The organism is Proteus sp. ZN5 (assembly GCF_011046025.1).
Classification (GTDB): Bacteria; Pseudomonadota; Gammaproteobacteria; order Enterobacterales; family Enterobacteriaceae; genus Proteus.
Genome location: NZ_CP047639.1, coordinates 3,177,466 through 3,198,582 on the forward strand (window position 1 = coordinate 3,177,466; position 21,117 = coordinate 3,198,582).

Consider the following 21,117-nt stretch of genomic DNA (forward strand, 5'->3'; position numbering starts at 1 on the left):
GGCGGTCGAGTGACCGCCTAGATTAGCAAGCTTATTTGCCTGCGTTTTCAACGTAATCAATAGCAGCTTGAACTGTAGTAATTTTTTCTGCTTCTTCGTCTGGGATTTCGATATCGAATTCTTCTTCCAGAGCCATTACCAGCTCAACTGTGTCAAGAGAATCAGCGCCTAAGTCATCAACAAATGAAGCTGAATTTACAACTTCTTCCTCTTTAACACCCAGTTGTTCAACAATGATTTTCTTAACGCGTTCGTCGATAGTGCTCATACTATTAAATTTCCTATCAAAACTCGCTTGCGCGATGATTTTCTTAGTTTATAAATACAGGAAAAGATCTAACCAATCCCGACTGTGTGGACTACTTTATTCGCTATATTTTGCATTATATTGTACGCAAAAAGCAAATATAAAGACGTCCCCATAATTAGATCATGTACATGCCACCATTGACATGCAATGTTTCACCCGTGATATAGCTTGCTTCATCAGAAGCTAAGAAAGCTACAGCACTGGCAATCTCTTTGGCATCACCTAAACGGTTAGCAGGGACTTGAGATAAAATACCTGCTCTTTGGTCATCTGTTAATGCTCTAGTCATATCAGTTTCGATAAAGCCTGGAGCAACAACATTCACCGTAATGCCACGGGAAGCAACTTCGCGTGCTAATGATTTACTAAAACCAATCACACCCGCTTTTGCCGCCGCGTAGTTTGCCTGTCCTGCGTTACCCATGGTTCCAACAACAGAACCAATGGTAATTATACGACCATGACGTTTTTTCATCATAGCACGCATAACTGCTTTAGACAGACGGAAGACTGATGAAAGATTAGTGTCAATGATATCTTGCCACTCATCATCTTTCATGCGCATCAACAGGTTATCACGAGTAATACCTGCATTATTGACCAAAATATCAATTTCGCCAAATTCAGCACGCACATCTGCTAAAAATTTTTCGATAGAGTCGTTTTCTGTGACATTTAACACAAAACCCTTACCCTTACCGTCTAAATATTCGCTGATAGCTTGCGCACCATTTTCACTCGTTGCTGTACCAATTACTGTCGCACCGCGTGCAACTAAATCTTCTGCAATCGCACGGCCAATACCACGGCTTGCACCAGTAACTAGTGCTATTTTTCCGTCAAATCCCATGAGATCCCTCAGTCATTTCCTAATGCAACATCTAATGACGCAATATCATTAACTGCTGCAGCGTTCATCTCTTTAGAAATACGTTTTGTTAAGCCAGTTAATACTTTTCCTGGCCCGATTTCTAATAGTTGTGTGATACCTTTCTCGGCAATAAGTTCAACCGTTTCAGTCCAGCGAACTGGATTATAAAGCTGGCGAACTAACGCATCACGGATTGCATTTGCATCTGTTTGCGCTATCACATCAACGTTATTAACGACCTGAATTTCAGGTTGTTTAAATTCGATTTCTTGTAATGCAACCGCAAGCTTATCAGCAGCAGGTTTCATTAAAGCGCAGTGAGAAGGTACACTTACTGCTAATGGTAAAGCACGTTTAGCACCCGCTTCTTTACATAACACACCCGCACGTTCTACGGCTTCTTTGTTACCCGCAATAACAACTTGACCCGGTGAGTTAAAGTTTACAGGTGAGACAACTTGTCCTTGCGCGGCTTCTTCACAGGCTTTTGCAATAGCGTCATTATCTAAGCCGATAATCGCATACATTGCACCCGTACCCGCAGGTACGGCTTCTTGCATCAGTTGACCGCGTAATTCTACTAATTTAATTGCCGCAGCGAAATCAATAACACCTGCACACACTAAAGCAGAATACTCGCCTAGACTGTGACCTGCCATCATTTGTGGCATTTTGCCTTGTTTTTCTTGCCATACACGCCAGATAGCAACAGAAGCTGCTAATAATGCTGGCTGTGTTTTCCATGTTTTGTTTAGCTCTTCTTCTGGGCCATTTTGAACTAAGTCCCAAAGAGAGTAACCCAATACATCAGATGCTTGAGCAAATGTTTCAGTCACGATTGGATATTGCTCTGCAAGTTCTGCAAGCATTCCAACAGTTTGTGATCCCTGACCGGGAAAAACCATTGCAAAATCAGTCATGTTTATTTTCCTGATAATATTAAAAACGGATAAGTGCAGAACCCCAAGTAAAACCGCCACCAAACGCTTCCAGTAAGATTAACTGACCACGTTGAATGCGATTATCTCTTACAGCCTCATCTAATGCTGTTGGGACTGATGCTGCTGACGTATTGCCATGGCGATCTAATGTCACCACTACTTTATCCATTGTCATATCCAGCTTTTTCGCTGTCGCTGAAATAATTCTTAAATTTGCCTGATGAGGCACAAGCCAGTCCAGTTCAGATTTATCAATTTTGTTAGCTTCAAGTGTCTCATCCACAATGTGGGCAAGTTCACGAACTGCGACTTTAAATACTTCGTTTCCTGCCATAGTAACGTAAGCAGGTAAATCGTCATTTTCTCTACTCTGATAAGGTAATGCTAATAGATCACCAAAACGCCCATCAGAATGTAAATGGGTAGAGATAATGCCTTCTTCTTCTGATGCACCAACAACCACAGCACCTGCTGCATCACCAAATAGAATAATCGTGCCACGATCTTCTGGATCTAAAGCGTGAGATAATCTGTCAGCACCAATAACCAATGCTTTTTTAACAGAACCTGCTTTAATAAATTGATCCGCAATACTTAATGCATAAACAAAACCTGAACATGCAGCCGCAACATCAAAAGCAATACAGTCATTAATCCCTAATGTATTTTGAATTTGGCAAGCTGCACTTGGAAATGCGTGTGAGCCAGATGTTGTTGCAACAATAATCAATCCAATGTCTTGCTTATCAATACCTGACATCTCTAATGCTTTTTCGCCAGCACCCGCACCCATCACGGCAACAGTTTCTTCTTCTGCTGCAATTCGACGTTCATGAATACCCGTTCTGGTAACAATCCACTCGTCAGATGTTTCAACCATTTTTTCTAAATCGGCATTAGTTCGCACTTGTACAGGCAAGTAACTACCAGTACCTAAGATTTTTGTATACATTCTATCAATCGCTCTTGGGTAATACTGTTGTCAGTCGTGAAGCAATTCGCTCTGGAATTTTTCGCTCAACGGCATGAACAGCCTGTTCTATTGCTGCTGTAAACGCGCTTTCATTTGCGCCACCATGGCTTTTAATGACGATACCGCGTAATCCTAACAGAGAAGCACCGTTATACTGGTCGGGGTTCATATGTCCAAAACGCTTAATTAGCCGCTTTTGTAACCACTTCTTCAATATTTTCATCCACCACGGCGTTTTTTTATTTTCGGTAGTAGAAGATTTAATCAATGAAAGGAAAACTCTGATAACCCCTTCCATCGTTTTAAGGGAGACATTACCTGCGAAGCCGTCACACACCAAAACATCAGTTTTGCCTGTCAGTAATTCATTACCTTCAACATAACCAATATAATTAATATTCGGTGTCGATTTTAATACCGTAGCAGCTTCGCGGATATTATCTAATCCTTTACTCTCTTCTTCACCAATGTTTAAAAGCGCCACTTTCGGTGAATCAATCTCTGCAATCTCTTCGGCCATAACTGCGCCCATTACCGCAAACTGTACCAGCATTTTGCTATCACAATTAACGTTAGCGCCTAAATCCAGAACAACTGTCTTGCCTTTTTTCTGGTTAGGTAATACCGAAACCAGTGCAGGACGTTCAATTCCATCAATAGCATTAAGTCTAAGTTTTGCTAATCCCATCAATACGCCAGTATTCCCTGCACTTACACAAGCCTGTGCTTCCCCTGTTTTCACGAGATCAAGTGCCACTCGCATTGATGTGCCTTTACTTGCTCTAATAGCTTGTGAAGGTTTGGCATCATTGGCGACAATATGTTCTGCGGGTATAACTTGTAAACGGGAGATTAGCTCAGCATTTTGATTTGCAAGCAGAGGAGAGATAGAGTCTGGTTGACCTACCAGCAATATTTTCAAATGAGGATTAGATGCCAGCGCCCGCAAACAAGCAGGCACTGTGATGCGAGGACCGAAGTCCCCGCCCATCGCATCTAACGCTATGGTTAGATTTGTCAAGGTATCAACGAGCTATAAAGCTAATTACTTGTTGATAACCTTGCGGCCACGGTAGTAACCGTCAGCAGTTACATGGTGACGCAGGTGAGTTTCACCAGAAGTTTTGTCAACAGAAACCTGAGTTACTGTCAGCGCGTCATGAGAGCGACGCATACCACGTTTAGAACGAGTTGGTTTGTTTTGTTGTACGGCCATTGACCTTACTCCTTAGTACTTTTCTTTAAACTGGCTAATACGGCAAATGGATTTGGTTTCTCTGATAGTTCTTCAGGGAGTTCACCAAACACCATATCCGCGTCGGACACTTCACAGTGTTCAAAATCATGTACCGGAACTACCGGCAAGTTGAGGATTATTTCATCTTCAATCATCGCCAGCAAATCTATTTCACCAAATTCGTTTACATCGACTGGTTCATATTCTTCCGGTAATGCCTCGGCCCGTTCATCACTGACAACAGGGCTAAAACAATATGTTGCGTGAACATGATACGGAAAATGGCCACCACAACGCTGACATTCTAAAGTCACATCCACATCGGAATGTCCTTTAATCACGGCAAGACGTTGATGGTCAATATCAAATGATAAAGCCACATTAATATTACTGTCCACACTGACCACCGATTCAGCTAAGCGGCTTACTTGCTCTGGAGAATAATGACCGTCATAGTCTAAATTCTTTTGAGCTGCTCGCAGCGCATCAATGGTCAGGGGTAATTTTACCTTTTGCATAAGGCGCGCATATTATCTTTGTAATGGAATATAGTCAAAGAAAAAGGCGGGTTATCTACACCTTTCCACCAAAATTCGCTTTATCAGCGGCGCATAGTTTAGAATGTCAGGCATCATTTTGCTACGGATTTTAAAAAAATATGTTGCCACTCGTTCTTGCGTCTACTTCACCCTTTCGAGCTCAGTTGCTGAAAAAGCTTGGAATGCCCTTTATACAGGCATCTCCAGAGATTGACGAAACCCCGATGCCCACAGAGTGCGCTCAAGATCTTGTCAGTCGCTTATCCTATGAAAAAGCCAGCGCTTTACAAGTAAAATTTCCACATCACCTTATAATTGGTTCGGATCAAGTTTGTGTGCTAAATAAAAAGATCACGGGAAAGCCCCATAATTTTGATAATGCTTTTGCACAATTAAAACAAGCGTCAGGGCAATGTATCTCGTTCTACACCGGATTAACTGTATATAATAGCCTAACTTTAGAACATCAAACGCATTGTGAATTATTTCAAGTTTACTTTCGTCATTTAACTGATGAAGAAATTATTAGTTATTTAAATAAAGAAATGCCTTTTAATTGTGCGGGAAGTTTTAAATCAGAAGGGCTAGGCATTACTCTATTTGATAAACTTGTCGGCGATGATCCAAATTCTTTAATTGGTTTACCACTTATCCGATTGAATAAAATGTTACTCTCGCAAAGAATAAACCCATTATTTTTCTCTGATGATCAAAAATAAATCTGATCATCTTATTTTTTAATCTTATGTAGCGATAAAGCGTATTATGAATAAATTAGCATCAGTCTTAACAGCTTTAGTGGTGGCAACAGCATTAGTGGGTTGTTCTGATGAAAAAGATACTGAAATTTCAACAACAAAAACAACTACTACTGCAAATACTATCCAAGACAGCGTGATTTCAGACAAAAAAGAGGACAACACATCTTTATTCAAAAAGAATTTTGTCAGTAGTTGCATATTAGGTTCTGGTATTACTGATGATGCGCTAATTCCTCAAATTGCCGAAGTGTGTGAATGCACTTACGACAATATTATTAAAAATTACGGAATAACAGAATTTATCCGTGTAGATATGGAAATGCGCAAAAATGGCTCAAAATCACTGCCTAAAGAGTGGGATATTGATAAAATCGTTGAGCAATGCATGACAAAAGTCGAAGGTTAATCCTATTTTCGATTCACTTTCTTAGTGATTTAAGAAAAACAATACGCCCAGCTAACTGGGCGCATTGGGTATTCGGATTTTCTGTTGAAATAAAAATTTCAAACTTAAGATTTTTGACTACGTAATACTTGTAAACAATGGCGTAACTGATTATCCATTGGTGCTTCAATTCGCATTTGTTCACCCGTTGAAGGATGAGTAAATGTCAAAGAACTTGCATGTAAGAATAGACGCTTAAGTTTTGTTCCTATCAATTGTGAATCAAAATCACGATCACCATAGCGATCATCAAATGCAATAGGATGACCTGCATGTAATGTATGCACACGAATTTGGTGTGTTCTTCCTGTCACAGGACTTGCTTTCACCAGTGTGGCAAATTCAAAACGCTCTTCAACCTTAAAACGAGTCTCTGAAGGTTTTCCTTCATTACTCACTTTAACCACACGTTCACCACTTTGAAGAATATTTTTCAGTAACGGTGCCTGAACGACTTTAGTATGAGATTGCCACTGACCACGAACTAAGGCTAAATAATCTTTTTGCATCTGTTTTAAACGTAATTGCTCATGCAACGCACGCAATGCTGAACGTTTCTTTGCAATTAATAAAACACCCGATGTATCTCTATCAAGACGATGTACAAGCTCTAAAAAACGAGCTTCTGGACGTAATGCACGTAGGCCTTCAATCACACCAAAACTTAACCCACTACCCCCATGCACTGCGGTTCCTGAGGGTTTATTGATGAGCATTAAGTGGTCATCTTCATATAAAATACAATCTGCCAATGCCGAAACTTTATCAAGTTTTGGTGATACAGCGCTCTCTTCTTTTTCTGATACCCGTACAGGAGGAATACGAATGCTGTCGCCCGCATTGATTTTGTATTCAGGTTTAATTCGCCCTTTGTTAACTCGAACTTCTCCTTTTCGGATAATTCGGTAAATCATACTTTTTGGTACACCTTTCAAGCGTGCCAGTAAAAAATTATCGATACGCTGGCCTGCTTCATCGCCATCAATGGTGACGAACTGAACTTGATTAAATGATTTCATAGTGGCGATTCTTTGGCTCTCTTAAAATAAAAATTACAAACAACTTTATGGTGCACAAAATAACATCAATTCTGTCGTCTATTTTAACCTGAATAATGGGAAAAAGACGAAACATTAGCTAATCTCTCATATTTATACAGAAAAAGTCACCAAAGCAGAAAAGTCATCTTGCTATCACCCTAACACCAATGGAATAATGCAGACTCTCCTGATTATGTTTATCAGGTATATTTATGAAAATTTTGTTTGTTTGATTTTCAAAATGCAGCAATGGCGTAAGACATAGTCGAAAATCAAACAATTTAGTATGCCATAAATACATCGCTTATTGAGTTGAAACATCGTGTTCAATTAAAGAGTGCTGAATTTTTGAACTAAAAATCAGACTCACCGACATATTGCACCTCTATACAATCGACAACCGTGAGGTTGACGCATTTGTAAAAGACACGAGGTCATCGGTTATCAATAGTGTAATTACGTATGTTAGTGGCACATTATAAAACGTGAAAATAACGAGTAAGTCACAATATGAAAAGAATGTTAATTAACGCGACTCAACAGGAAGAGTTGCGTGTTGCCCTTGTAGATGGGCAACGTTTGTACGATCTGGATATCGAAAGCCCCGGTCATGAACAGAAAAAAGCGAATATCTATAAAGGTAAAATCACTCGAATTGAACCCAGCTTAGAAGCCGCTTTTGTTGATTATGGTGCGGAACGCCACGGTTTCCTTCCTATCAAAGAAATAGCCCGCGAATATTTTCCTAGTAATTATCACTCCCATGGTCGTCCTAACATCAAAGATGTCTTAAAAGAAGGCCAGGAAGTTATTGTTCAAGTTGATAAAGAAGAGCGTGGTAATAAAGGTGCAGCGTTAACCACTTTTATCAGCCTTGCAGGAAGTTATTTGGTATTAATGCCAAATAATCCTCGTGCAGGTGGTATTTCTCGCCGTATTGAAGGTGAAGATCGTACTGAACTTAAAGAAGCTTTATCAAGCCTTGAAATCCCAGATGGCATGGGTCTGATTGTACGTACAGCCGGTGTTGGTAAATCTGCTGAAGCACTGCAACAAGACTTAAGCTATCGTCTAAGACACTGGGATGCTATTAAGAAAGCGGCTGAGAATCGCCCTGCACCTTTCTTAATCCATCAGGAAAGTAACGTAATCGTTCGCGCATTCCGCGACTACTTACGTCCTGATATTGGTGAAATCTTAATTGATAACGCAAAAGTCGTTGAAATGGCGCGTAGCCATATTGAAGCAATTGGCCGTGGTGATTTTGCTAGCAAAATTCGCCATTACACTGGTGCAGTTCCTCTATTTAGCCATTACCAGATTGAATCACAGATTGAATCTGCGTTTCAGCGTGAAGTTCGCCTTCCATCTGGTGGCGCTTTAGTTATTGATACAACTGAAGCATTAACAGCGATTGATATCAACTCCTCACGCTCAACCCGTGGTGGCGATATCGAAGAAACTGCATTTAATACTAACTTAGAAGCAGCTGACGAAATTGCACGCCAATTACGTTTACGTGACTTAGGTGGTTTAATTGTTATTGACTTTATCGATATGACGCCAGTGCGCCATCAGCGTGAAGTTGAAAACAGAATGCGTGAAGCTGTTCGTCAAGATCGTGCTCGCATTCAAATTGGGCGCATCTCTCGTTTTGGTTTATTAGAGATGTCTCGCCAGCGTTTAAGCCCTTCATTAGGTGAATCTAGCCATCACGTTTGCCCGCGCTGCTTAGGCACTGGTACTATTCGTGATAATGAATCACTGTCACTTTCTGTGTTACGTCTTATTGAAGAAGAAGCACTTAAAGAAAATACCCATGAAGTGCATGCGATTGTGCCTGTTCAAATCGCCTCTTATTTGCTGAATGAAAAACGTAAAGCTGTTACCGACATCGAGTTACGTCAATCTAATGTCAAAGTGGTTATTGTTCCTAATGACCAAATGCAAACCCCTCATTTCTCTGTTATTCGTGTACGTAAAGGCGAAGAAATTACTTCCCTTAGCTACAACTTAGCGCAATTCCATGAAAGTCAGTTAAATGAAGCTGAAGACGATGTTGTTACAGAGCGTAAAGCACCTGAACAACCTGCTATTTCAGCCTTTGGATTACAAGAAGAACCTGTTGCTGAAACAGTAAAAAATAAAAAGGCACCTCAACCTCAAGCTAAACCTGCTAAAACAGAAGAAGCTCAAGGTACTGGTTTCTTTGCTTCTATTGCAAAATTCTTCTCTAACTTATTTGGTAGTGAACCAGAGCCTGCGGTAGCACAAGAAAAACCACAGGAAAACAAGAAAGAGAATAACGACAACCGTCGTGATCGTCGTAATAACAATAATCGACGTAACAATAATAATCGTCGTGACCGCGATAACGATCGTAATCGTGATAACGCGAATAGCGAAGACAATCGCAAGAATCGCAATCAAAAACCACAAACGACTCCAACAACTGAAGTTAGTAGTGAACAAGAGATTGCAGAACGCGAAGCTCGTCGCCAGCAGCGTCGTGAACAACGTGCTGAACAGCGTCGTCGTCAAGAAGAAAAACGTCAACAGCAACAAGAAGCAGCTAAAACTCAAGCGGCTCTTTCTGAAAATGATGCAGTTGCAAAAGATAGTGCTGATGAGAAAAAAGAAGAACCTCGTCGCCCTGCTATGCAACGCCGTAATCGTCGTCAATTAACACAATCTGTACGTGTTACAGACAACGATAATGCATTAGCCGTTGTACCTGTTGCGACCGAAAAAGCGGTTTCTGAACCACCTGTTGCAACAACACAAACTAAAGTTGCGCCAACTGAAAAACCAGCACCTAAAGCAGTCGCTGTTGCGAAAGTTGAAGCAAATGAAGCACAAGTTGTAAAAGCATTACCTGATGCAACTAAATCGCAAGATGACAATAAAAACGAAGATAATAACGGGCAAGATAATGTTATGCCACGTCGTTCTCGCCGTTCACCTCGTCATTTACGTGTAAGTGGTCAACGTCGTCGTCGCTATCGTGATGAGCGCACCTTAACAGTATCACCAATGCCTCTGACAATGGCGGTTGCTTCTCCTGAACTGGCTTCAGGTAAAGTCTTTATTCGCTATCCAATCACACCAGTAAGTGATACACCTTTTGTTGAGAATAATGCCGAAAACAACAGCGATGTTTCTGTTGGAAACCACATTATTACTCATAAAGATCCACAAATGGTAGCTATCGCACCGGCGGTTTCAGAAGCCATTGTTGCGGATATTGCACAGACAGAAACCACTGAATCAACTTACGCGGTCACAGTTAGCACTGAATCAACCACCGAAGCTGTTGCTGAAATTGTTGCAGTAGAGCCACAAGCTGTGCCTGTTGAAACTAACGTTATCAGTGATGCAATCAATGAAGTGAATACAGAAGAGCATGTTACTCGTAAAGAGAATATTTCAGCAGTATTGAATACCACTGAAGCTTACATGCATGAAACTTCACAACAAGATGAAACAAGTATCACGCCAGAAGAAGTTGCACAAGATACGGTTGTAACAGTAGAAAGTGAAACATCAACACCTGAACCTCAACCTGTTGAAGCAGTAATAGCAACTGAAGAAACTGTTGAACAACACAAAGAAGTTGCCGTTGAAACTGTTGCAGCCTCTGTCGTTGAAACTATTGTTGAAAGCCAGCCAGCAGAAAGCGCAACACCAGTTGCGGAAGTTGAAGCGGTAGCAGAAAACAAACCAGCTGAAGTCGTTATTCGTCAAGAGCCTGTTACAGTTGCACGCCAACTACATGCAAGTTCACCAATGACAAAAGCGCCAGCAGCTGATGAAGCGCCTGTGGCAATTGAAATCAAAGCGTGGGAAGCACGCCCTGCTTTTGATAAGAAAGGCCGCTCAGGTGCAGGTGGACATTGTTCCACTAACCACGCTTCTTCAGAAATGACGAAAGCTGAAAGTCAAAACTGATAATAAAGTGTTATTAAGAATATCTTGATAATACTTCTAAATTGAGAACCCACTTTTTTAGTGGGTTCTTTTTTTTGAGTAACTGTTAATAAATCAATTGAGTGTTTGCTAAAAATCATAACCACCCGTAAAACGGGTGGTTTGCTCTTGCCCTATAAGGGCTTGTTACCGACTGCGCCTAAATGACGCTGCTTTCTCTTCGTTCAAGCTAAGTGTCTTTGCTACTTTGGCTTACCCCTTGAAGGGGTTTTCATATTCTTTACTGCTCAATTTATCCGAGATTAAATCCGACTTTTCTTGCTCTCTGATATACTTTTGAATTGTGGCTTCATTGAGTCCAACTGTTGTGACATAGAACCCTTCCGCCCAAAACTTTCTGTTGCCAAATTTATATTTGAGATTGGCATGTCTATCAAAGATCATCAACGAACTTTTACCTTTCAAATATCCCATGAAACTTGATACGCATATCTTCGGTGGAATACTCACTAACATATGAACATGATCTGGCATAAGATGCCCTTCGATTATTTCCACACCTTTATATTTACAAAGGTCTCGAAGGATTTCACCTATACTTGAACGAATTTTATTAAAAATCACTTTCCGTCTATATTTCGGCGAAAAGACGATATGGTATTTACACAGCCACTTTGTATGTGCTGAGCTTTGTGCTTTAATGCCCATAAACACCTTTCCTTATTTAAGTTACGAATATTAGCTTGAACATCTATATCGTAACGGAAAGGTGTTTTTCTTGGTATAACCTTTAATACCCACCCGCATAGCGGGTGGTTTTATATTTAAGACGCTGACGCGACTTAAACTGGCTAAAGCCCATAATAAAAAAAGCCCCTGAATATTCAATTCAGAGGCATTTAATTTCTTATTCTTGGTAAAGCAATCAGTCTTTTAGCTCAGGAAGATTCTTAATTTCACCCATCGCTTTTAACTGCTTAGATAATTCGCGGCGCTCTTTAGACAGATCAGCATTTTTAATAATGTAATCGTCAACACGATCGTCATAGTCACTACGCATATTAGCAATAATACCCAGTACATCTTCAATCGACATACCTGGTTTAATATATTCACTTAAGTTGTCTAACAAAAGAACACGTTTTTGGTTATCACGGATCTTTTTCTCATTGTCAGTGATCTCACGACGGATTTTGTTCTTACGACGATACATACGCACAAACTCCAGTACGTTTTGGAAAGACGGCTTGTTTGCGTTATCCATTTCCTACACCTTTACAATTGATATTTAAGATAAATAGTTCTGTTTAAGATTATCGCTTAATCGTGTCAATAAACAAGCAAAGTTTACAAATTTAATTGATTTTGCTTAATTAACAATTAATTAGGATGATATGCATTAATAAATATAGTCAACATTTTTTAACCCGTAAATGTTCACTTAATTAATAATAAAAAAATGGCTACACATTTTCATTGGTAGCCAAAATCAATATTACAAAGGATAAATTAATGAGCGATTAAATAGGTTGTGCTTTATTTTGATCTTCATGTTGTAGGCCATCAAGTGGCAATAGCGCTTTCGCATCTGAACGTAAAAACATAGCAGAAAGAAGTGTTGTTCCTATCACCATACATCCCATCACCATATAGGTTGGTGCAAAACCATAATGATCATAACCATAACCAGCTAATGGAGATAATAATGTTGCGACAATAGAACTCACACATTGAAAACCGACTAAATAAAGAGTTGAAGATAAACGTTTATCAAAGTGTTGGCTGTTATACTTAAAAATTGAAATTAATAAAATTGGTAATTCAACCGCATGTAATAACTTCATACAAGAGATCAAAACAGGTCCTTCAACTAACCCTGAGCCAATAATACGCGCTGCCATCACACTACTTGCTAGTAATAAGCCATTTTTAGCACCAATTCTATTTACAAGGAAAGGTGCGATAAACATACCACCAGCTTCTAAGAATACCTGCAATGAATTCAGATATCCGTACATCTCATTCCCCTGCTGTAAGGTCGCAAATTGTGATGAGAAAAAGACGGGAAACTGTTGGTCATAAACTCCGTAAATACAGGTGCCGATAACAAACAAAATAAGTGCCCAAAAACGCGGCAATGAAAGTAAATTCAGTGCATCTTTAAGGGTAATCGCTGATGTTTTCCCATGCTCCAATTGATTAAATGCGTCTGACTTATCGGTTTTTAATAGTGCTAAAAGAATTAAGAACACAATGCCAGAAATAGAAGCCATCACAAAATTGTAATTAGGATCGATATTTATATTGTGTCCGGCAATAAAAGTTGCTGATGCCCAACCTAACGATCCCCACATTCTCGCCCTACCATATTCAAAACCACGAATACGACTAACACGCTCTGTATATGATTCTAAAACGCCAATACCCGCATTAAATGTCATTCCAACATATAAGCCCCCTAAAATGGAGCCAACAAAAATATTCCAACGTAGTATTGATGCGAAACCTAGAAAAAACGGTCCAGAAAGAATAAGCAATACTGCAATCACTAATAACAAATTCTTTCTTAACCCTAATTTATCTTGAATAAAGCCGTATAAAGGTTGAGCACATAACGCAATCAGAGAAATTGCAGAGAATATTAATCCAGTATCAGTCGCTTTTAATCCTACATACTGATTTAACCAAATAGAAACTAATGAAAATGATGATGACCAGGTAAAAAAGAAGAAAAATAATAGCGCACTTAAGATCGCATAGTATTTTTTTGAGTCTTTGTTCATTGGTTAAGCGCCTTATAAAGTCATTCCACCCTTAAATGTTAACGTTAACTTTTAAGTTAACAAACAGTTTTATCGCTTTAATGTGATATAAAGCACATAAGTTAACGTTAACAACTTAAATTGCGTGTTCTAGATCCACTTTTATCTTTTATTACCGTTATTCACAGTAAAACGCACAAATAGGTATCATATATTCCATTTTCTTTGGTTTCCTTTGCTAAAATAACAGTATCTTTCATAACTATCTCCAAGCCATGCTAACTGATTTAAATCACCTAACACTCGCCGTCAATAATGTGAATAAAAGCTTTGCCTTTTATACTGAAATATTAGGTTTTAAACCTCTTGCTTTATGGGATAACGGCGCTTACCTACAACTGGGCTCCTTATGGTTATGTTTATCTCACGATAAACGCCATATTACTGAAGACAGTGATTACACCCATTATGCTTTCAGTTTATCTGCAAATAATTTTGAAGCCTTTAAACAACACCTTTTATCTCATGGCATTACTGCATGGAAAGAAAATAAAAGTGAAGGCGATTCATTCTATTTTTACGATCCTGACCATCATAAACTTGAAGTCCATGTGGGTGATTTAAAAAGTCGCTTAGAAGCTTGCCGTCAACATCCCTACTCTGGTATGCAATTTTTCGACAAATAAAAAGATGATAAGGATGAATAGCTAAAATAATACGATAGATATGCTTGTTGTAGTTTTATGTTATTGTCATCAAAAAGATCAATATTAGTGGCGGTACACTCCTACTTATCCTTATGACACCCTATATTAAACACTACATAAGTGTGCTTTGATCTGGCATTTCACGTTTACCGCGTTATGGTTTACCATAGTCTTAATTAAGCCCAATACAACTCATTGAGTAATGATTTAAAAAATCATCAATAAATTTACGGTAGGAAACCTTGTCTAATTCAGCAAAAACGCCCACTTTTTACATTCATGACTACGAAACCTTTGGCACTAATCCAGCCCTAGATCGCCCAGCTCAATTTGCAGGTATAAGAACCGACATGGATTTCAATATTATTGAAGATCCTCTCGTTATTTATTGCAAACCTAATGATGATTATCTACCCCATCCAGAAGCTGTGATGATCACAGGAATAACACCACAAATTGCGGCAAAAAATGGGATGGTTGAAGCAGAGTTTACTCGCCAGATCCATCAAGCTTTTAGCCAACCTAATAGTTGTATTATGGGTTATAACAATCTTCGTTTTGATGATGAAGTCACTCGTAATATCCTTTATCGTAATTTTTATGATCCTTATGCTTATAGCTGGCAAAAAGGAAATTCGCGTTGGGATTTACTTGATGTTTTACGTGCTTGCTATGCGCTGCGCCCTGAAGGAATTGTTTGGCCTGAAAATGAAGACGGTTTTCCAAGTTTCCGTTTAGAGTTATTGACTAAAGCCAATGGCATTTCTCATGAAAATGCCCATGATGCGATGTCTGATGTTTATGCCACCATTGCGATGGCAAAAAAATTAAAGCAAGCTCAACCAAGAATGTTTGATTATTTCTTTAATTTACGTGATAAACGCAAAGTACAAGCGCTAATTGATATTCCAGCAATGACACCAATTGTGCATGTTTCAGGTATGTTTGGTGCCGCGCGTTCTAATTTAAGTCTTGTTGCCCCATTAGCGTGGCACCCTGATAATCGTAATGCGGTTATTGTTTGTGACTTAGCCGCAGATATATCTCCTCTATTAACTCTCGACTCAGACCAATTACGTGAGCGTTTATATACACCACGTAGTGAATTGTCAGTTGATGAGCCACCTGTTCCAATTAAATTACTGCATATTAATAAATGCCCAATTGTGGCACCGCAAAATACATTAAGACAACAAGATGCAGATAGAATTGGTTTAGATGTTGATGTTTGTTTAAAAAACCAAGCGATCTTGTTTTCTCATCCTGAAATACGCAATAAAGTCGTGGAAATATTTGCTCAACAAACGCCTTTTGCTGTATCCGATAATGTTGATTCACAAATTTATAATGGTTTTTTCAGTGAAAATGATCGTAGTGCGATGGAGATTATTCGCTCAACACAACCTCAGAACTTACCAGCTTTAGATTTAACGTTTGAAGATGCGAGAATGGAACCTCTGTTTTTCCGTTATCGTGCAAGAAATTATCCTTCAACGCTTGATTATGATGAACAACAACGTTGGTTGGCGCATAGAAAAGAGATGTTAACGCCAGAAAAACTCACCGAATATATTAATATTATTCAGTTATTAGCTGAAGAACACGCCGATAACGAGGAAAAATTAAAACAGCTACAAGAGCTTTATTTATATGCTCAAGAGATTGCAAGTTAATTGATAAAATAAAAGGCAGGTTTTAACCTGCCTTTCTTGTTGCTTAAATAAACTCAGTATAAAACTATTATTCTTTATTCTCTGTATTAGCATCATTATGTGCACGTCCACAACCACACTCATCTCCCCAATATTTTAATTTTGAGGTTTTACCAATACCTGGATTCATGCTATTGGTTGGATCGTTATGTTTATAGAATGCTTTTAATTGAGGCTTAGCATAATACATATGACCCACGTTATGCTCTGCGGGATATTCTGCTCCACGTTGATCTAATAACGCCAGCATTTCTGCTTTTAATGCCTTAGCATCAACACCTTTTTTAATAATGTAATCTTGATGCATAACATGACACATAAAATGCCCACAATAGAGTTTATAAAGTAATTTACTCTCTATTTCTGGCGGTAATTTTTCAAACCAATCTTTGTCATTACGACGCAATGCAATATCTAATGGCAATACATCTTCAACGTCATTCACATGTACAGCATGATAACGAACAGCGGCACCAGCGGCAGCAAAACGGTGTAAGAATGCTTTATTACCTTCCTCTTCAGTACATTCGAAATAATCACCTGAAGCTTGTTTAAAGTATTCTTTTAAATAAGTCGCAGCTTCTTCAATTCCATCATCAGCCATTCTTAACATAAGATGATGTTCATATTTGTCACGAAAATCTGTCATACGCTCTGGTAAATGAGCAGGCCATAGTTTGCTCATAAATTGCATGGTTCTATCTACCATGTTTTTAGGTAAGAAAGGCACTTTATTTAATACCGCATCTACTCGCCCTTTTACGGCAAATAATATTGGCATTTTATCTGTGCCTAATTTATCAATCACCAAAAACGTATCTTTTCCATACACTTCAGCCATTTTATAATAGCTTCGGTGCATATATTCTCCAGCAACTGGTAGCTTTTTAAAATGACTTAAAATATGACGGCGAATATCTTCAAGCTCGTCCGGATTATTAGTACCAATATAAAAAACCTGAGTGCGATGATCTGCTGGGAAAGTATCTAATCTCACGGCAAATACAGATAATTTTCCTGCGCTCCCAGCGGCTTCATATAAACGGCGTTCGTCATTATTAAAACGAGATGGTGTATTAGCATCAACATCGCGTATACGCTCATGATATTCATGGTCAGAAGCTAATTTTTCTGTCGTTTGTATCTGTTTCTCATGATAATGACGATTATCTAAATTAGTTAATATTTCTTCTGGCGTTTCGCCTAAATCAATACCTAAATGGTTAACTAATTCAGCTTCCCCTTTTTCATTAACACGAGCATAAAGTGATAATTCGGTATATGCAGGTCCACGGCGAACTAAAGCACCACCTGAGTTATTACAAATCCCCCCTATTACTGACGCACCAATACAAGATGATCCAATAACAGAATGAGGCTCACGCCCTAATGGCTTTAATACTTTTTCTAAATGCCATAACGTACTGCCAGGAAAAGCGATAACTTGATTATGCTCTGAGAGAACCTGTATTTTATCTTGACGTAATGTACTAATAATCACGATGTCTCTATCATAATCATCACCATTAGGTGTCGAGCCTTCTGTTAATCCAGTATTCGCCGCTTGCATAATAATAATTTTATCGGCTTCAACACAGGTTTTAAAAACTCGCCATTGTTCTAATAAATTAGCGGGAAAGACAACGGCTAACGCCTTACCTTGTCCTGAACGAAAACCTTTACGATAACGTTCTGTTTTATGTGCTTGTGTTAATACCTGTTTTTTACCAACGATACCTTCAAGTTTGCGAATAAAATGTTGATTTACAGAACTATTACTCTCATTCATTTTCCCTATCCTATTCCTGTCTTGTCTGATTAATCTTTTATTTGCCCGTTTTTGTTATTACTCGTAAGACTACGTGCAAAATATAAACTTATCATTTATGTAACTACTTTTATACAGCTATCCGAATTTCTTAAAAAATAACATTTATTTATTTTTAATCATTTTATTATTTAAAGATAATTTCGATATTTATTTCTTAAATAGAATATAAACATGCTCTATTTTAATATTTTATTCTATTATTAGCTTTTCTCTTGCTAACTGTTCCCATGCTTGGCAACTGCGGCTTTTATAGCTATTTTTATTATTTGCTAGTGCTATTTGATATGACAAAGTTGGTTCTACCACAGGAACAACAACCAAATCATCAATAGGATTTTTATTACACATGCTGTTAGGTAAAAGCGTTACCCCTACACCCGCTTTTACCATTGCAATAATTAAATCTAAATGGTTGCTGCGCCCCGCAATAATAGGCTCTGTATTGTAAATACCACAAGCACTATAAATTAAATCATTAATACGAAAATCTTCAGAAAAGAAAATAAAAGGCTCATTAATCAATTCATTAAAATGAACTTCTTTTTTTATAGCCAAAGGATGGGATGGCGACATTAATAGCATTAAACTTTCTTCTGAAAAAGGTGTTAATTCAAAATTATCTTCATTAAAAGGCAATACGACCGCAGCCGTTTCAACCCTTCCTTCTCTCATGGCATCAGCCATTTGCTTAGTGCCTAATTCAAATATTTTTAGTTCAACCTGAGGATGAAGAGAGCTAAATGCCATAATAATATCTGCAAAATAAGTCGAGGCTATTACAGGAGGTAATCCAACATTTAATATCCCTGTTAATGGTCCAGACTTATCTTGTAATGCTTTATTCATACTATTAAATTGTGCAAGTATCTGTTTTGCATGTTCAAACAGTATTGCACCATCATCCGTTAGCCTGACACCATCAACTTCTCTCACTAATAAAGTAACACCTAACTCATCTTCTAATTTTTTAATACTACGACTAACCGCAGGTTGAGTGATAAATAGCGCATCAGCGGCTCGGCTAAAACCATTTAATTGAACAACCTCAACAAAATAGCGCAATGTACGAATATCCATTAGCAAAGCTTACCTTATTACATTTAGTTATACCCTCAATGATAATAAACCATTTCATATCAAATAATATCCGCGATAAAACATTAAGCATAATGTAAAAGCATTCTTCTACTTTTACAGACTATTATTCGGATTTTATGGAGATAATATGAGTAAGACTGTCGTTGAGTATATGTTAAACCGCCTATATGACTTAGGAATAAGTGATGTTTTTGGTGTTGCAGGTGATTATGCGTTCCCTATAGAAGATACTATTTGTAATAGCAACCATATGCGTTGGATTGGTAACTGCAATGAATTAAATGCGGCTTACGCTGCTGATGGTTATGCCCGAATTAAAGGTATGGCTGCGTTATCGACAACATTTGGTGTTGGTGAATTAAGTGCGATTAATGCTATCGCTGGCTCTTATGCAGAAAACTTACCTATCTTTCATTTAGTTGGTATGCCAGCAAGTGGTGTACAAAAAAGTAAGCGTCTGGTTCATCACACATTAGGTAATGGTGATTTTGATATTTTTTATCAATTAGGCCAACGCCTTGCTTGTGCTCACACAATATTGACACCTGAAAATTGTATTCCCGAAATGGAACGCTTAATTGTGACGGCATTAAAAGAGCGTCGTCCTGTTTATATTGGCTTACCTTCTGATTATGCCACTATGCAAGTGATAGAACATTCACCAATCATCACACCGAAAAAACCAATAAGCGATCAAGAAATACTTGAAAAAGTAGTATCACTCATTATTGAAAAACTTACACACAGCAATAATACCTGCGTATTGCCCGGTATTTTATCCGCACGTTTAGGGTTATCAGATAATGTTCGATCTTTTATTGATAAGACCGGCTTACCTTATGCCACTATGTTTATGGATAAAAGTATTTTAAGTGAATCTCATCCTCAATATGTTGGTATGTATGATGGCAAATTAATGACACCTGAAGTCAGAGAATTTGTAGAAAATAGTGATTACGTATTAGGAATTGGTGCAATGATGACTGACTTTAATACAGGGAGTTTCACTGCCAATATTAAATCAAAGCAATATATCAGCATCATGCCAGAATATGTTGAGATTGATTCTGTTATCTATACATCCATTTATATGGAAGACGTGCTCTCAGCACTAACTCAAAGATTACCGAATAGAACTTATCATCAGATAAAAGCCAAAGGATTAGGTGAAGCTGTATTATCTGATAACGGTAAAATTACTGCTCAGTATCTCTATCCTCATTTAGAAAAGTTTTTTAAACCTAACGATATTATTATTGCTGAAACAGGTACATCATCAATGGGGTTAGGTTTTTCCCTATTACCAGATGGTGCACAATTCCATAATCAAACATTATGGGGTTCTATTGGTTGGGCAACACCTGCATCATTTGGTGCTGCACTTGCAGCCCCTAACAAACGAGTTATTTTAATTACAGGTGAAGGCTCACATCAATTAACCGTACAAGAGATCAGCCAATTTGTTCGTTTTGGATTAAAACCAATCATCCTTGTGTTAAATAACGATGGTTACTTAATTGAACGATTATTATGTGATTATCCCGAAGCTTATTATAACGATCTTGCTCAATGGAATTATCATCAATTACCTAAAGCATTTGGTGCAAGAGATTGGTATTGTGAGAAAGTCACAACAATAGATGAATTAAATAAAGCGCTTGAAGTCGCAGGATCCTCAGAAAATGCCTCTTATATCGAAATAGTAACAGAGCGATATGAAGCTTCTGAATTAGCACAAAAATTAAAAGAGTCTAAAGATTCGCTTTATTCTTTTTAAGTTATAGTATGATTTAAATAATAAAACCTAGCCAATGTTTATTTAACTTAGACTAGGTTTTTGATAGCGTTCTTTGAGTCTTGCCAGAGATTTATCTATTCTGTTCAGCCAAATAAAATTAACTGTCACTTTGAATTTTTTAATAACTAAAAATACTGTATTACTTATTTCATTTTTTAATTTTAT

19 protein-coding genes are annotated in these 21,117 nt (G+C 38.2%); 6 read left to right on the plus strand and 13 right to left on the minus strand.

Features of this window, described 5'->3' with window-relative positions; genetic code table 11:
• Nucleotides 1–31: 31 nt before the first annotated feature.
• The 7 genes from acpP to yceD all read right to left on the minus strand — a co-directional run bounded on the left by acpP (nt 32) and on the right by yceD (nt 4,850).
• Nucleotides 32–268: an acyl carrier protein gene (acpP, locus tag GTK47_RS14770; RefSeq protein ID WP_004247087.1), complete on the minus strand. Its 237-nt coding sequence runs from the start codon at nt 266–268 to the stop codon at nt 32–34.
• Nucleotides 269–425: 157 nt separating this feature from the next.
• Nucleotides 426–1,160, minus strand: coding sequence for a 3-oxoacyl-ACP reductase FabG (gene fabG, locus GTK47_RS14775; protein ID WP_088493190.1), 735 nt, complete (start codon nt 1,158–1,160; stop codon nt 426–428).
• Between the two features lie 8 nt (nt 1,161–1,168).
• Nucleotides 1,169–2,101, minus strand: coding sequence for an ACP S-malonyltransferase (fabD, locus tag GTK47_RS14780; protein ID WP_165124512.1), 933 nt, complete (start codon nt 2,099–2,101; stop codon nt 1,169–1,171).
• A gap of 19 nt (nt 2,102–2,120) precedes the next feature.
• Complete coding sequence (locus GTK47_RS14785; RefSeq protein WP_165124515.1) at nt 2,121–3,074, minus strand: beta-ketoacyl-ACP synthase III; 954 nt, start codon at nt 3,072–3,074, stop codon at nt 2,121–2,123.
• A gap of 4 nt (nt 3,075–3,078) precedes the next feature.
• Entirely contained in the window at nt 3,079–4,116 is a 1,038-nt protein-coding gene (gene plsX, locus GTK47_RS14790) for a phosphate acyltransferase PlsX (RefSeq protein WP_165124518.1), read from the minus strand.
• A gap of 24 nt (nt 4,117–4,140) precedes the next feature.
• Nucleotides 4,141–4,311: a 50S ribosomal protein L32 gene (gene rpmF, locus GTK47_RS14795; RefSeq protein ID WP_006537252.1), complete on the minus strand. Its 171-nt coding sequence runs from the start codon at nt 4,309–4,311 to the stop codon at nt 4,141–4,143.
• Between the two features lie 5 nt (nt 4,312–4,316).
• Nucleotides 4,317–4,850 carry a 23S rRNA accumulation protein YceD gene (yceD, locus tag GTK47_RS14800; protein ID WP_165124521.1) on the minus strand — a complete coding sequence of 178 codons (534 nt, stop codon included), beginning with the start codon at nt 4,848–4,850 and terminating at the stop codon, nt 4,317–4,319.
• Nucleotides 4,851–4,990: 140 nt separating this feature from the next.
• Here yceD and GTK47_RS14805 point away from each other — a divergent pair, with 140 nt between their 5' ends.
• Nucleotides 4,991–5,590, plus strand: a complete 600-nt coding sequence (locus GTK47_RS14805) for a nucleoside triphosphate pyrophosphatase (protein WP_088493194.1) — start codon at nt 4,991–4,993, stop codon at nt 5,588–5,590.
• A gap of 46 nt (nt 5,591–5,636) precedes the next feature.
• A complete protein-coding gene (locus tag GTK47_RS14810) occupies nt 5,637–6,038 on the plus strand; it encodes a hypothetical protein (protein ID WP_088493195.1) in 402 nt (133 codons plus the stop codon).
• 104 nt (nt 6,039–6,142) lie between these two features.
• Here the strand turns inward: GTK47_RS14810 and rluC are convergent, their stop codons facing one another.
• Nucleotides 6,143–7,096 carry a 23S rRNA pseudouridine(955/2504/2580) synthase RluC gene (rluC, locus tag GTK47_RS14815; protein WP_165124524.1) on the minus strand — a complete coding sequence of 318 codons (954 nt, stop codon included), beginning with the start codon at nt 7,094–7,096 and terminating at the stop codon, nt 6,143–6,145.
• 531 nt (nt 7,097–7,627) lie between these two features.
• On the opposite strand from rluC, the gene rne reads away from it, so the two are divergent.
• Nucleotides 7,628–11,065 (plus strand): ribonuclease E, encoded by a 3,438-nt coding sequence (rne, locus tag GTK47_RS14820; protein WP_165124527.1) that lies wholly within the window; start codon nt 7,628–7,630, stop codon nt 11,063–11,065.
• 231 nt (nt 11,066–11,296) lie between these two features.
• Here rne and tnpA read toward each other — a convergent pair whose 3' ends face one another.
• From tnpA to GTK47_RS14835, 3 genes are all read right to left on the minus strand, one after another.
• Nucleotides 11,297–11,752, minus strand: a complete 456-nt coding sequence (gene tnpA / locus GTK47_RS14825) for an IS200/IS605 family transposase (RefSeq protein ID WP_165121832.1) — start codon at nt 11,750–11,752, stop codon at nt 11,297–11,299.
• A 217-nt stretch (nt 11,753–11,969) separates the two neighbouring features.
• Nucleotides 11,970–12,308, minus strand: coding sequence for a PTS system regulator TmaR (tmaR, locus tag GTK47_RS14830; protein ID WP_023582581.1), 339 nt, complete (start codon nt 12,306–12,308; stop codon nt 11,970–11,972).
• Between the two features lie 256 nt (nt 12,309–12,564).
• Nucleotides 12,565–13,827 (minus strand): MFS transporter, encoded by a 1,263-nt coding sequence (locus tag GTK47_RS14835; RefSeq protein WP_165124530.1) that lies wholly within the window; start codon nt 13,825–13,827, stop codon nt 12,565–12,567.
• Nucleotides 13,828–14,081: 254 nt separating this feature from the next.
• Between GTK47_RS14835 and GTK47_RS14840 the strand changes: the two genes are divergently transcribed.
• Both GTK47_RS14840 and sbcB read left to right on the plus strand, forming a co-directional pair.
• A complete protein-coding gene (locus GTK47_RS14840; protein ID WP_165124533.1) occupies nt 14,082–14,492 on the plus strand; it encodes a VOC family protein in 411 nt (136 codons plus the stop codon).
• Between the two features lie 263 nt (nt 14,493–14,755).
• Nucleotides 14,756–16,186 (plus strand): exodeoxyribonuclease I, encoded by a 1,431-nt coding sequence (sbcB, locus tag GTK47_RS14845; protein WP_165124536.1) that lies wholly within the window; start codon nt 14,756–14,758, stop codon nt 16,184–16,186.
• Nucleotides 16,187–16,253: 67 nt separating this feature from the next.
• Here sbcB and dld read toward each other — a convergent pair whose 3' ends face one another.
• Both dld and GTK47_RS14855 read right to left on the minus strand, forming a co-directional pair.
• A complete protein-coding gene (gene dld, locus GTK47_RS14850) occupies nt 16,254–18,014 on the minus strand; it encodes a D-lactate dehydrogenase (RefSeq protein WP_165124539.1) in 1,761 nt (586 codons plus the stop codon).
• A 231-nt stretch (nt 18,015–18,245) separates the two neighbouring features.
• Nucleotides 18,246–19,133 carry a LysR family transcriptional regulator gene (locus GTK47_RS14855; protein ID WP_165124542.1) on the minus strand — a complete coding sequence of 296 codons (888 nt, stop codon included), beginning with the start codon at nt 19,131–19,133 and terminating at the stop codon, nt 18,246–18,248.
• Between the two features lie 148 nt (nt 19,134–19,281).
• Here GTK47_RS14855 and GTK47_RS14860 point away from each other — a divergent pair, with 148 nt between their 5' ends.
• Nucleotides 19,282–20,931 carry a thiamine pyrophosphate-binding protein gene (locus tag GTK47_RS14860; RefSeq protein WP_165124545.1) on the plus strand — a complete coding sequence of 550 codons (1,650 nt, stop codon included), beginning with the start codon at nt 19,282–19,284 and terminating at the stop codon, nt 20,929–20,931.
• The last annotated feature ends 186 nt before the right edge of the window (nt 20,932–21,117 follow it).

What these genes read in the sequence shown, in the direction of transcription:
- acpP (WP_004247087.1), bottom strand. Translation starts at nt 268, where the DNA reads ATGAGCACTATCGACGAACGCGTTAAGAAAATCATTGTTGAACAACTG.
- GTK47_RS14840 (WP_165124533.1), top strand. Translation starts at nt 14,082, where the DNA reads ATGCTAACTGATTTAAATCACCTAACACTCGCCGTCAATAATGTGAAT.
- rne (WP_165124527.1), top strand. Translation starts at nt 7,628, where the DNA reads ATGAAAAGAATGTTAATTAACGCGACTCAACAGGAAGAGTTGCGTGTT.
- fabD (WP_165124512.1), bottom strand. Translation starts at nt 2,101, where the DNA reads ATGACTGATTTTGCAATGGTTTTTCCCGGTCAGGGATCACAAACTGTT.
- GTK47_RS14805 (WP_088493194.1), top strand. Translation starts at nt 4,991, where the DNA reads ATGTTGCCACTCGTTCTTGCGTCTACTTCACCCTTTCGAGCTCAGTTG.
- rpmF (WP_006537252.1), bottom strand. Translation starts at nt 4,311, where the DNA reads ATGGCCGTACAACAAAACAAACCAACTCGTTCTAAACGTGGTATGCGT.
- rluC (WP_165124524.1), bottom strand. Translation starts at nt 7,096, where the DNA reads ATGAAATCATTTAATCAAGTTCAGTTCGTCACCATTGATGGCGATGAA.
- tnpA (WP_165121832.1), bottom strand. Translation starts at nt 11,752, where the DNA reads ATGGGCATTAAAGCACAAAGCTCAGCACATACAAAGTGGCTGTGTAAA.
- dld (WP_165124539.1), bottom strand. Translation starts at nt 18,014, where the DNA reads ATGAATGAGAGTAATAGTTCTGTAAATCAACATTTTATTCGCAAACTT.
- yceD (WP_165124521.1), bottom strand. Translation starts at nt 4,850, where the DNA reads ATGCAAAAGGTAAAATTACCCCTGACCATTGATGCGCTGCGAGCAGCT.
- GTK47_RS14835 (WP_165124530.1), bottom strand. Translation starts at nt 13,827, where the DNA reads ATGAACAAAGACTCAAAAAAATACTATGCGATCTTAAGTGCGCTATTA.
- fabG (WP_088493190.1), bottom strand. Translation starts at nt 1,160, where the DNA reads ATGGGATTTGACGGAAAAATAGCACTAGTTACTGGTGCAAGCCGTGGT.
- GTK47_RS14785 (WP_165124515.1), bottom strand. Translation starts at nt 3,074, where the DNA reads ATGTATACAAAAATCTTAGGTACTGGTAGTTACTTGCCTGTACAAGTG.
- GTK47_RS14860 (WP_165124545.1), top strand. Translation starts at nt 19,282, where the DNA reads ATGAGTAAGACTGTCGTTGAGTATATGTTAAACCGCCTATATGACTTA.
- GTK47_RS14810 (WP_088493195.1), top strand. Translation starts at nt 5,637, where the DNA reads ATGAATAAATTAGCATCAGTCTTAACAGCTTTAGTGGTGGCAACAGCA.
- tmaR (WP_023582581.1), bottom strand. Translation starts at nt 12,308, where the DNA reads ATGGATAACGCAAACAAGCCGTCTTTCCAAAACGTACTGGAGTTTGTG.
- GTK47_RS14855 (WP_165124542.1), bottom strand. Translation starts at nt 19,133, where the DNA reads ATGGATATTCGTACATTGCGCTATTTTGTTGAGGTTGTTCAATTAAAT.